The organism is Thermostichus sp. MS-CIW-15, from assembly GCF_054060575.1.
In genome coordinates, this window is sequence record NZ_JBSSDI010000005.1 from 104213 (window position 1) to 115637 (window position 11425).

Below are 11425 nucleotides of genomic sequence, written 5' to 3' on the forward strand. Positions count from 1 at the left end.
GCCGGCCATCCATCCCAGTTTCTCACGGCAGAGCCCAGCCCCCCCGCAGCCAGGACTAGGTGGCTGTTGGGATCCGGGCTTCCATCAGGGCCAAGCTCATTTTGTCCAGCCACTGCAAAAGGTTCTCCAGTTGCTGGGCCGCAGGCACCATTCCCAGGCCCCGCACCGTCACCTTGCCCGGCTGATAGACAAAGCGAGACTGCAAATGGGCCGGCAGGGCTTCCTTGAGGCGGTTCCAGGCCGGCTCCTCCATGGGGGTTTCCAAAAGCACATGCTCCTTGGCCGGCCTAATGCGGGAAAAGCCCAGCGTGCGGGCCAAAATCTTCAGCTCCATCACCCGCAGCAGCTCCTGGGTGGGCTTGGGCAAGGGGCCAAAGCGATCCTGCCATTCCTGGGCAATTTGCAACAGTTCGACCCGAGAGCCGGCAGCCGCCAATTGGCGATAGGCCTGCATCTTTTGATCTTCGTCAGGGATATAGCTCTGCGGGATCATGGCCGTTATATTGAGGTCAATTTGCGTGTCTTCCACCTGCGGGATCTCTTGGCCGCGAATTTCTCGAATCGCCTCTTGCAACATCTCCAAGTAGAGATCAAAGCCCACCGCGTTGAGTTGTCCGGATTGCTGAGTTCCCAAGAGGTTGCCAATGCCGCGAATTTCCATGTCCCGCAGCGCCAACTGATAGCCGGATCCCAGTTGGGTAAATTCCTGAATGGCCTGCAGGCGCTTGCGGGCCTCTTCGGTGAGGATGCCATCTTCTCGGTAGAACAGCCAAGCATGAGCTTGGATCCCGGCCCGGCCCACCCGTCCTCGCAATTGGTAAAGCTGAGCCAGACCAAACTCCTGGGCATTTTCGATCAAAATAGTGTTGACACGGGGAATATCTAAACCGGATTCAATAATGGTGGTGCAGACCAAGATATCGATTTCTCCGTTGTTAAAAGCTAGCATGGTCGCTTCCAGCTCCCCTTCCGGCATCTGCCCATGGGCAATGGCAATGCGGGCACCGGGCACCCATTCCCGCAATTTGGCGCTGGTCTCTTCGATCCCTTCAATGCGGTTGACCACATAAAAGACTTGCCCGCCGCGATCCAACTCTTGGCGGATAGCCGTGCGAATGACCTCAGGATTGTAGGGAGAAAGGTGAGTTTTAATCGGGCGCCGCGAGGGCGGGGGAGTCTGGATCAGGCTCATTTCCCTCAACCCCGACAAAGCCATGTACAGCGTGCGGGGAATGGGGGTAGCCGTAAGGGTGAGCACATCCACCTGGGTTTTGAGGAGTTTAATTTTCTCTTTTTGGTTGACGCCAAAGCGCTGTTCTTCGTCAATGACCAGAAGACCCAAATCGCGAAACTGCACATCCTTGCCCAAAAGTTGGTGGGTGCCCACAATGACATCGAGTTCGCCACTTTTGAGGCGGGCCAGGATCTCTTTTTTCTCTTCGGGAGTGCGGAAGCGGTTGAGCAGGCCCACTTGAATGGGGTAGGGGGCAAAGCGCTCTTTGAGGGTGTGGTAGTGCTGCTGAGTGAGAATGGTGGTTGGCGCCAAAAGGGCAACTTGTTTGCCGGCGGTTACGGCTTTGAAAATGGCGCGGATGGCCACTTCCGTTTTGCCAAAACCCACATCCCCGCACAGCAGCCGATCCATGGGGCGGGGAGACTCCATATCCCGCTTGATCTCCTGGACGGCGCGAATTTGATCCGGTGTTAGAGGATAGGGAAAAGACTCCTCAAACTCCTGTTGCCAAGGAGAATCGGGCGGGAAGGCATAGCCCTCCTGTTCGGCCCGTTTGGCGTAGAGCTGCAGCAGGTCAAGGGCCACTTTACGCAGGCTCTTTTTGACTTTTTGCTTGGTCTTTTCCCAGGTGCTGCCGGACATTTTGTGCAGTGCAGGGGGCCCATCTCCACTGGCCCGGTAGCGCGAGAGGGAGTTGACCTGGTCGGCAGCCACCCGCAACAAGCCATCGCTGTATTGAATGACCAGGTATTCTCGGGTTTCGCCGCCAATGGTGAGGCTTTCCAGCCGTAAGAACTGGCCGATGCCATGGGCCTTGTGGACAACAAAATCCCCCGGCTTGAGCAGGTTGGGATCCACCTGGCGGGAGCTGGCCTGGCGGCGCTTGCGCACATAGGTGGGGGTGGCCAGGCTGTGCTGGCCGAAAAACTCGCGGTCGGTGAGCACCACCCACCCCAGCGTGGGCAGGAGAAACCCCTCCAGATCTGCCAAGCCGGAGTACTTCAGGGCCACCGGCGTGTAGGACTGGAGCTGGCGTTCAATGGCTGGAAAATCTTTGGGGTTGGGCACGTACTGGGCCGGGCAGTCGTGTTCTTGCAGCAAGGCCACCGTGCGGGAGGGCTGGGCGGAGAGGATCCACACCCGCAACTGCTGCTTGCGGTACTCGCGCAGGGTTTTGGCCAGGGATCCAAACTGGTGGGGAGCGGCAGGGACAGGCCGGCTTTTGAGGTCAAGGGCCGCTTCAACCTCGCCGGCAGGGGCAAAAGCCCGGGCCAACAGGCGGGGGAAGGGATCCCAGTCGGGAGCCGCAAGATCAAAGGGACGGTGGAAGGGCACTAGAGCCGGCTCAGCAGCTTGGGCCAACTGCCACTGCTCCTGGGCGTGGTCTAGCCACTGCCGGCTGTGGGCCTGGCACTGCTCTGGCTCGTCGATCAGGATCAAGGTATTGGGATCCAAATAGCTCAGCAGGCTGGCCGGCGGATCGTAAAGTAGGCCAAGAAAGCGGCGCAAGCCCTCTGGGGGAGGGGACGACTGCTCCAACTGCTGCCGCAGACCCTGGGAAAGCTGATCGGCTTTTTCCTGCAGAGCCGGCCAGAGGATGGGTCCATAGCCGGTGGGGGTCAGCCAGACAGAGGGGATCCCGTCTTGAGAGCGCTGGCTCACCGGGTCAAACTCCCGCAGCCGCTCCAGTTCATTGCCAAACCACTCCAGGCGCACCGGCCATTCGCAGGCCACCGGGAAAATATCGAGAATATCGCCCCTTTGGCTCCACTGTCCCTCGCTTTCCACCAGGCTTACCCGCTGATAGCCCAGACGACTCAACTGCTGCCCCAACTGCTGCGGCGACAGCTCCGCGCCGGGTTCCAGCTTGAGGCAGAAGGACTGAAACACCTCTGGTGGGGGAAGGTGGGGTTGTAAGGCCCGCTCCGTAGCCACAATGGCCATGCCCTTTCTGCCCTGGAGACAGTCGGCCAGCACCTGAAATTGTCCCCACACCAACTCCGGCTCCAGGTCAAACAGCTCATAGGGGGAAGCCTCGGAGGTGGGATAAAGCTGCACGCTCTCCCAGCCCATGCCCTCCAGTTGGGCTGTCCAGCGGCCCGCCTCTTCCAGCGTGGCGGTAACCACCAATAGGGATCTTCCCTCCTGCTGGGCCAAAGCCGAGGCAACTAGCCCCTTCGCGATCCGACCTGCCCCCTGAATGGCAGCCCGCCGCCGCGATCTCAAGCGGGCGGCCAACTCTTGCATCGAGCCCGATCGGGCAAGAAAGTGCACCAGCGGGACAAACGACATTTTCCTCCCACACTGCCAACTCAAGCCGGGATCCCAATTCTGGCAGGCTCTGCGGCCAATTTGCATGACGTTACTCCCGCCTCTCCACCAGCCATTTCGGGAGCCCGGACGCGGATCCCTAGGCTGCCGAGTTTAGAACCCTGTTTATTCTGTAGTCTGCTTTACACGAAGAGAACCCCTCCTCTCAGGATCCTAAAGTTAACCTTTAGAATCGAGCAGCCCATCGATGGTCTTGGTCAAGATGCGATCTTAGAAGGAACAAAGAGGATAGCCTTCCCGGCCTCATTCAAATGGGTAGGGATGTCTGCAGCTGAGGAGATATCCCCCCTACATAGGGATGTGCCTGCACAAGCTGTAGCAGAGATTGTCGGGAAAAGTCGAATTCGCCCATCCAAACTTGGTGCCAATCATGTTTCTAGATACCCTTGCACTTTCTCGTCTCCAGTTTGCCCTCACGGCCATTTTTCACATGCTGTGGCCGGTTTTAACCACAGGAATGTCTATTTATCTTGTGGTTATTGAGGGGCTCTGGCTGAAGACTCGCAACCTCGATTACTATCGCCACGCCCGTTTTTGGTCGAAGATCTATGTGTTGAACTTTGGCATTGGCGTGGCCTCTGGCTTGCCGATGGCCTTTCAATTTGGCATGAACTGGGCCCCTTTTTCGGAAGCAGTGGGAGACTTTTTTGGAACCGTCCTGGGGTTTGAGGGCACAATGGCCTTTATGCTGGAGGCCAGCTTCCTGGGGATCATGCTTTTTGGCTGGGAGCGCGTGCCGCCGATCATTCACTGGATCTCGACAATCCTGGTGGCCTTCGGCGCCAATCTCTCCACTTTTTGGATCCTGACGGCCAACTCTTGGCTGCAGACGCCGGCAGGTGGGGTATTTGTCGATGGAAAATTTGTGGTGCGCGACTACCTGCAGGCCATTTTTAATCCCTTTATGCTCAACAGCTTTCTCCACATGTTCTTTGCCACCCTGGAGACTTCTTTGTTTGTGGTTGGTGGCATCAGTGCCTGGTACATCCTCAAGGGGCGGCATGGCGAGTTTTTTTCCCGTTCCCTCAAAGTGGTCCTGGCGATGGCTCTGGTGGTGGCCCCCTTGCAGGTGTTTATCGGCCACTTGAGCGCGGAGCAAGTGTATCGTTATCAACCGGCCAAGCTGGCGGCCATGGAGGCGCAGTGGGAGACGATCCCCGCCGGCGAGCGGGCGGATTGGAGCCTGTTGGCCTTGCCCAACGACCGAGAGGAGCGCAACGAGTGGGAGGTGAAGATCCCTGGTGCCCTGGGCTATCTGCTGGAGTTTAAGCCCAGGCTGGATCGACCGGTTTATGGTTTGAAGGCTTGGGAGCCGCAAAATCGTCCTCACCTGATTGGCCTGATCTACTACTCCTTTAGGACGATGGTGGCCATTGGCCTCTTTCTGGCCGGGCTTATGGGGGTTACCTTAATCCAGTGGCTGAGGGGCAAGCTGTCGGCGGAGGCCCTCTCCCAGCAGAAGTGGCTGATGTGGGCCTGGGTCTTCGCTGGCCCGCTGGGCTACATTGCCGTGGAGACCGGTTGGATCGTCCGCTGTGTGGGCCGGCAGCCCTGGATTGTGTACGAGCAACTGCGCACGGCGGAATCGGTTTCGCCGCTGCCGCCAGGAGAGGTGCTGTTTTCTTTGGTCGGCCTGAGCGCCTTGTACACGGTGTTTTTCGTGGCCGCTCTTTACTTTGGCAGCCGCATCATCCGCAAAGGGCCTAATCTGGAGCTGCCTGCCCCCGTTCCGGCAACCCAGCCGGTGATCGTGATCGAGCCTGCCAGCCACGAGCCGGATCGCCGGCCGGCGGAAGCTCGGTAGCGCCGCTGCCCAGGCGACATCGCAGTTGGGAACTGTCTCGAACTAGCCTGGCTAGAAATACCTAAAGCGGAGGGAAGGACCATGGAATCTTTCGAGCCTTTGCAGCAGTTTCTGCCTCAAGTCTGGTTTTTTATCCTCGGTCTATTCCTCTTTCTCTATGTTCTGCTCGATGGATTTGACCTGGGGGTTGGCATCCTTTCCCTGACGGCTTCCAGCGAGACGCGCCGCAGCATTCTCATGACCAGCTTGGGCAATGTTTGGGATGCCAACGAGACCTGGCTGGTGCTGATGGGGGGATCCCTGTTCGGGGCCTTCCCCCTCGCCTACGCCACCATTCTCAACGCCCTCTACCTGCCGCTGGTGATCATGGTGGTGGGCCTGATCTTGCGGGCCGTTTCCTTCGAGTTTCGGGAAAACGCCGACAACAAGCTGGTCTGGAACCTGGCCTTTGGGGTGGGTAGCTTTTTGGCGGCGCTGGGCCAGGGGTTTGCCCTGGGCAGCGTCTTCGAAGGGATCCGCGTTGATGAAGCCGGCCACTTTGCCGGCAGCCCCTGGGATTGGCTGACCTGGCGGACAGTGTTGGTGGCCCTCACCCTGATTCAGGGCTATGTCTTAGTTGGCTCGGCCTACTTAATTGTGAAGACCACGGGGGAACTCCAGAAAACCTACTACAAAACGGCAACCATCGCCACCTGGACAACGTTGCTGGGGGCAGTGTTTATCACCATCAGCACCCCCATCATGTCGGAGCAAGCGCGCTCCCAACTTTTCTCGCCTCCTCTTTTCTATATCTTTGCTGCCATCCCCGTTTTGGGGCTTTTGTTGGTGGCTCTGTTGCTGCGCAGCCTGCGCCGGCGAGAAGAAACTAGCGTGTTGGTTTATACCTTTCTCATCTTTGCCCTTTCTTTTATTGGCCTGGGGTTTATGGTTTTCCCCAACATTATTCCTCCCAGCGTCACCATCTACGAGGCAGCAGCTTCTCCCAGTTCGCTGGTGTTTATGCTTACCTTTATTGGCTTTTTGATCCCGGTTATCTTGTCCTACAACATCTACAACTATGTTGTGTTCCGGGGCAAAATTGTGGTGCAGGAAGCAGCAGCAGAAGAGGCCAAAGTTCCGGAAGCAGCTTAAAAGGTCTCAGCGCAATCCAATTGAAACCCCGCCGGACGTTTTGCCAGGCGGGGCAGGCTTTTATCTTGCAGCTCTGGGAAGCTAGACAGGGTTAACCGTCTCCAAGACTTCACTCCCGCTTAAGCCACTGCCGGATCTGCTCGGCAGCTACATCGCGACCTCCCAAGCCAAAAGCCAAGGCCACCGCGACGGCAATCGCGCCCAGCACCAAGCCAAAGGCCAGCACCACGATATCGGTGGCCACGCCCATCTGCTGCAAGGCCATGGCGCCGACAAAGACCAGGATGGCCGCCCGCGCCGCCTGCGCCAGCATTCCTGAGGAGGGGTTGCCGAGGCTCTTAATCATGGAATGGGCCAAATTGGATAGGTAAAGACCGATCCCAAACACTAAGGCGCCGATGAGCACCCGCCCGGAAATGACCAACAGCCCCTCCACGATGTCGGTCAAAGCAGCAAACTGCAGCAGCTCCACCGCCGGCACTGCCCCGAGCAAGACCACGCCCACCCAGACCACCAAGCCGGCAATCTCAGAGGGAGTGCGCCGCTTCACCAAGGTTGAGGGATCCCCTTCGGCGGCGGGAGCTTCAGGAGCAGGGGCCGAGGGCAAACCAAGGCCGGCAGCCAAGCGGTCGAAACCGATTGCCTGCAGCAACTGGGTCACCAAGCCAGCCAAAAACTGCCCCAGCCAGTAGAACACGGCCAGGATGAGAGCAGATCCTGCAATTCGGGGAATGGCCCGCAACACCTGCTCCAGCATCGCCACCGCTGGATCGGAGATGGCCCGGATTTCCAGGGCCTTGAGGGCGGCAATCACTGCCGGGATCAACACCAAGACGTAGGCCACTGTGCCCACCGTTTGGGCCAGCTGGGGAATGCCAAAGCGTGCCCCCAAGCGGTTAAACAAATTGGAAACGATCCCACGCACGATGAGAGCCAGAAACCAGCCCCCCACAGCGATGATGAGCGCTCCCAAAATGCGGGGTACCATCGACAGGATTTGATCCAGCAGGTTTTGCACCGGCTGCAGCGGCCCCTGTAGGTTCAGGGTATCCAGGATGATCGGCAGAAAGAACAGCAGAATCAGCCAGTAAAGGGCATTGCCCAAGGTTTCATTCAGTAGGAAAGGGGTGACCTCTGTACCTCCCTCTTGGCCGGTCGGGGTTCCTTCTACGCCTGCCTCACCGGCAGCGCTTTCCTGCTGTAGAGGCCGGGCCAACTGCTCATCGAGGTTGAAACGCCGCAGCCCCTGGATGACTGCCAGCCGGGCAACTGTAGCCACCGCCCAGCCCACAGCCAGCAGCACCAGCGCCCCACCCACCCGTGGCAGATAAACGAAGATTTCCCCCAAAAACCTGTTGAGCGGATCGGAGACAGCCTGAAGCTGTAGGGCATTCAGCGCCGCCACCAACACAAAAGCCAGGATGATCCAGTAAACAGCAGCAGCCACCCAGCGCTCAGTTTGCGGAGGCCTCTCGCCGGGCCTCTGGCCCATAATCCAAGCGGCCAAGCGGTTATCAAGCTGCGTCCGTTTGAGCAGCCCCCGAACGCTGAAAGCCACCACCGTGGCCACGATCCAACCCAGAATTAAGATGATAATCGCCGCCAGGAGATTGGGCATAAAGTCGATAAGCCTAGACCGAAGACTCACGAAAAAAGAGATGGTCTCATCCCCAATGGTGTTTCTCGAGGTGTCCATGACTGTCCTCACAGCTTGCAAATGCTCAGGATGCACAAATGATAAGAGTAGGTTAGCCTGAAGCGCTTTTTCAGGCAAGCTGGCCCGACAGGGGGGGGGAAAGCACGAATTTAAGCAGGAGTGCTGAATCTCGATGTAAAACTTTACGTTTATTCACATCAGCCTAGGAAATTGGCCGAGGCTCCAGGGGTGCCACTGAACAGGGGGGTCTGCTTAGGTTGTAGTATGTCTTGGCCTATCGTCAGATTGTCCGCAGCAATTTATCTAATTGCAATCTTAAATCGCAAAAGATGCTCCTAATTGGCTGTAGCCAAATTTTGCCTAAAAAAGTTACATCTGGCAGCTTGCGTCCAGGAGAAGAGGAAATCTGAATGATCTACAAAACCTACAAAATAACGACAAGTTCAGCCGGGCAGTTAAAGCTCTGTCGATATTGATCTTCTGTAGGATTGCCAGACTTGGCTGCCGGTTTGTCTAGGGATCTGGTTGCGAACTTCCACAAATTTTCAGTGTTGTTGCTTTTCTAGATTGGCTTTTTCCAATAGACCAGCGCATCTTCTCCGCTGTAATAGCCCTTGCGGCGTCCCAGCAATTGAAACCCTGCCGATTCGTAGAGGTGGATGGCGGCGTGGTTAGAGGCTCTGACCTCGAGCGTGGCCCAGCGACAGCCTGCGGCTCGAGCGTGATTGAACAGCTCCTCCAGGATCCTGCGGCCCAAGCCGCGCCGCCGATGGTCGGGATCCACCGCCAACGAGATAATGTGGGCTTCTTCTTCGATGCGCCAGAGGATGCCAAAGCCCACGAGCGCTTGGGTCGTTTGCGTCGCGAGGTCTGGAGAGGGAGGGGGGAACTCCGTTCGGCCCAAGCCACAGGAAGCGCCAGCGGCAGCCGGTTCCGCCACAACCCCGATCACCGTGCTGCTGGGTCTTTCCAGCTCCGCGCGATAGCCCTGTTCTCCCCAGTATCCGCCGTAGCAGCGGCGATCCAGCTCCAGCAATTGGGGCAGGGCGGTGAGGTCGAGCACCTGCAGCCGATAACTCGTACCGCTCATGGTGGTCTAGTCCCGCAATTCGCAGAACTCGGCCAGCAACAACTGCCCAAAGGGATCGTCATCGGGGGCGGCATAGGGCAGGGCTCGGCGGCTAAGGCTTAAGATCTGACCCCCCGATTGGGGATGGGGCTTGAGCTCGTAATCGATCCCTTCTTGGAAGCCGGCCTCTTGCAGGTAATCTTGGGCGGCTTTGAGGATCCCTGCTCGCAGTTGGGCTTTGACGGCAGGGGCCATGAGGTGGCGAACAAACCAGCGGGCGCTGTCGGGATCCACCTCGGCAAGGTATTGGAGAGCGGGAGTCAACACCGCGGAGCGCTCTTGGGGGGAGAGGCCGTTGACCTGCTGCGCTACCGCGGGCACATCCCGCCTTTGCATGGCCTGGATCAGGGTTTGGATGGCCGGAGAAAAAGAGGGATCCGACGCTTGGCTCATGGCTGCCAAAAGGATTCGAGGGTGCGGACAAGGGCCGCTGCTTCCGAAGGAGAGGGGGGGCTCGGCAGACAGACGGTAACATGGCCCAGCTTGCGCCCCGGGCGGGCAGGGGTTTTGTGGTACCAGTGCACCGTGGCATTGGGGATCGCAGCCAAGCGCTGCCGCTGCTCGGCATAGTCGCCGGTGGAGTGCTCGTAGCCCAAGAGGTTGACCATCACCGCCCCCCCACACTTGAGGGAAGGATCCCCCAAGGGCAGGCCGAGGATGGCCCGCAGATGCTGCTCAAATTGCGAGGTGTGGCAGGCTTCCAGGGTGTAGTGGCCGGAGTTGTGAACCCGCGGCGAGATTTCGTTGATCCAGATCCCGGCTTTGGGCTGGGGCGGCGGCACCCAGAACAGCTCGATGGCAAACACGCCCACCGCATCCAATTTTTCCATCACCTTGACCGCCAAATCCCGGATCTCGGCCTCAACAGAGGAAGGGATGCGGGCGGGCACCAAGACGTGGCGACAGACTTGGTTAACTTGAACCGTCTCCACCACGGGGTAGACCCGGATCTCCCCCGTCAGCCCTCGCGCCACCATCACCGCCAGCTCCCGCTCAAACGGGATCCACTCTTCAACCAGCAGCGGGATCCCGGCATACTCAGCCAGAGCCTGTTGCAAGGTTGCTGGGTCGGGCAGGATGCGGGTGCCCTGCCCATCGTAGCCCTGCCGCCGCCGCTTGAGCACCAAGGGAAAGCTCAGGCTAGGTAGATCTGCCGTCTCCGCAGGCCAAAAAGCCGGCACCGGCATCCCCAGCTCTGCCAGAAACTGCCGTTGGTGCAACTTGTCCAGCAGCGGCTCTAGCGTGCTCAGGCGAGGACGAAAGCGGGATCCCTGCGGATCCAGTTTTTGCAGCTCCGCCAGCGGGATGAACTCGTTCTCAAAAGTTACCACCGGGCAGCGTTGCAGCAACTGGGCTGTGGCCTGGGTGTCGGTCACGGCACCCCAGACCACGCCGTCGGCCACGGCCACCGCCGGATCGGTAGGAGCGGCAGCCTGAACAATCAGCGGGATCCCCAATGGGCGAGCCGCCAAAGCCAACATCTGCGCCAACTGCCCACCGCCGATCACCCCCACCGGTTGGAAGCTCTGGTTTTTTGGGGATACCTGGGGTTCCACCACTGTCTCACTATACTGACGGGTGTGCCTGCTTGGATCCAAAACCCATTATGGGATCCCTTGCCCTCTAGCGCTAGGAGAAAAACGGTGGAACCCCCTCAACCTTCTGAGCTCAGAGCTTTGATCGACCGGGCTTTGGCAGATAAGGTCTTAACCCGCGCTGAACAACAGCAGATCCTCAATGCCGTCGCAGCCGATCAAGAGGTTTCCCCAGAAGAGCATGACTCTAGTCAATGATATGCTGGACTATACTGAAAATAATGTACAGTATGTTCAGTATGGCTGCTTGGTATGGCTAGATATGTAAAACCGAGAGAAGCGGCGGATTATTTTGGGGTGTGTCTCCACACCTTGAGGCGATGGGAACAGAAGGGCTGGATCCATGCAGTACGTACACCATCCGGTAGGGCGAGAAGGTATGACCTCGACAGCTACATTGGCCTCCGGCCCGCTGACGCGAACAGAGCGCCCAAGAAGGACAAACGAGTCGTTTTGTACGCCCGAGTCAGCAGTCGAGGGCAGAAACCAGACTTGGAGAGACCGATTGCAAGACTGGTTGACCTCTATCCTGGAGCCGAAGTGG

General features: G+C 58.5%; 8 protein-coding genes and 1 pseudogene. 4 read left to right on the forward strand and 5 right to left on the reverse strand.

Annotation, left to right across the window (positions count from 1 at the left end; genetic code table 11):
- Positions 1-55: 55 nt before the first annotated feature.
- Positions 56-3526 (reverse strand): transcription-repair coupling factor, encoded by a 3471-nt coding sequence (gene mfd / locus ACVW0R_RS03205; protein ID WP_457501630.1) that lies wholly within the window; start codon positions 3524-3526, stop codon positions 56-58.
- Positions 3527-3935: 409 nt separating this feature from the next.
- On the opposite strand from mfd, the gene ACVW0R_RS03210 reads away from it, so the two are divergent.
- Positions 3936-5369, forward strand: coding sequence for a cytochrome ubiquinol oxidase subunit I (locus tag ACVW0R_RS03210; RefSeq protein ID WP_457501631.1), 1434 nt, complete (start codon positions 3936-3938; stop codon positions 5367-5369).
- An 81-nt stretch (positions 5370-5450) separates the two neighbouring features.
- Positions 5451-6500, forward strand: a complete 1050-nt coding sequence (gene cydB, locus ACVW0R_RS03215) for a cytochrome d ubiquinol oxidase subunit II (protein WP_099813124.1) — start codon at positions 5451-5453, stop codon at positions 6498-6500.
- 109 nt (positions 6501-6609) lie between these two features.
- Here the strand turns inward: cydB and ACVW0R_RS03220 are convergent, their stop codons facing one another.
- The 4 genes from ACVW0R_RS03220 to ACVW0R_RS03235 all read right to left on the reverse strand — a co-directional run bounded on the left by ACVW0R_RS03220 (position 6610) and on the right by ACVW0R_RS03235 (position 10842).
- A complete protein-coding gene (locus ACVW0R_RS03220) occupies positions 6610-8196 on the reverse strand; it encodes a mechanosensitive ion channel (protein ID WP_457501632.1) in 1587 nt (528 codons plus the stop codon).
- Between the two features lie 523 nt (positions 8197-8719).
- Positions 8720-9247, reverse strand: coding sequence for a ribosomal protein S18-alanine N-acetyltransferase (gene rimI, locus ACVW0R_RS03225; RefSeq protein WP_011430598.1), 528 nt, complete (start codon positions 9245-9247; stop codon positions 8720-8722).
- 6 nt (positions 9248-9253) lie between these two features.
- On the reverse strand, positions 9254-9679 hold the full coding sequence (locus ACVW0R_RS03230; RefSeq protein ID WP_099813122.1) for a hypothetical protein: 426 nt from the start codon (positions 9677-9679) through the stop codon (positions 9254-9256).
- Positions 9676-10842 (reverse strand): 5-(carboxyamino)imidazole ribonucleotide synthase, encoded by a 1167-nt coding sequence (locus tag ACVW0R_RS03235; RefSeq protein WP_457501633.1) that lies wholly within the window; start codon positions 10840-10842, stop codon positions 9676-9678. The genes ACVW0R_RS03230 and ACVW0R_RS03235 overlap by 4 nt, the downstream gene beginning before the upstream one ends.
- A gap of 87 nt (positions 10843-10929) precedes the next feature.
- On the opposite strand from ACVW0R_RS03235, the gene ACVW0R_RS03240 reads away from it, so the two are divergent.
- Positions 10930-11079 (forward strand): hypothetical protein, encoded by a 150-nt coding sequence (locus ACVW0R_RS03240; protein ID WP_168173344.1) that lies wholly within the window; start codon positions 10930-10932, stop codon positions 11077-11079.
- A gap of 54 nt (positions 11080-11133) precedes the next feature.
- Positions 11134-11425, forward strand: a pseudogene (locus ACVW0R_RS03245) (IS607-like element ISSoc2 family transposase); the annotation flags it as partial.

Coding starts and splice junctions, on each gene's coding strand:
- mfd (WP_457501630.1), bottom strand. CDS start 3,526: ATGTCGTTTGTCCCGCTGGTGCACTTTCTTGCCCGATCGGGCTCGATG.
- ACVW0R_RS03210 (WP_457501631.1), top strand. CDS start 3,936: ATGTTTCTAGATACCCTTGCACTTTCTCGTCTCCAGTTTGCCCTCACG.
- cydB (WP_099813124.1), top strand. CDS start 5,451: ATGGAATCTTTCGAGCCTTTGCAGCAGTTTCTGCCTCAAGTCTGGTTT.
- ACVW0R_RS03220 (WP_457501632.1), bottom strand. CDS start 8,196: ATGGACACCTCGAGAAACACCATTGGGGATGAGACCATCTCTTTTTTC.
- rimI (WP_011430598.1), bottom strand. CDS start 9,247: ATGAGCGGTACGAGTTATCGGCTGCAGGTGCTCGACCTCACCGCCCTG.
- ACVW0R_RS03230 (WP_099813122.1), bottom strand. CDS start 9,679: ATGAGCCAAGCGTCGGATCCCTCTTTTTCTCCGGCCATCCAAACCCTG.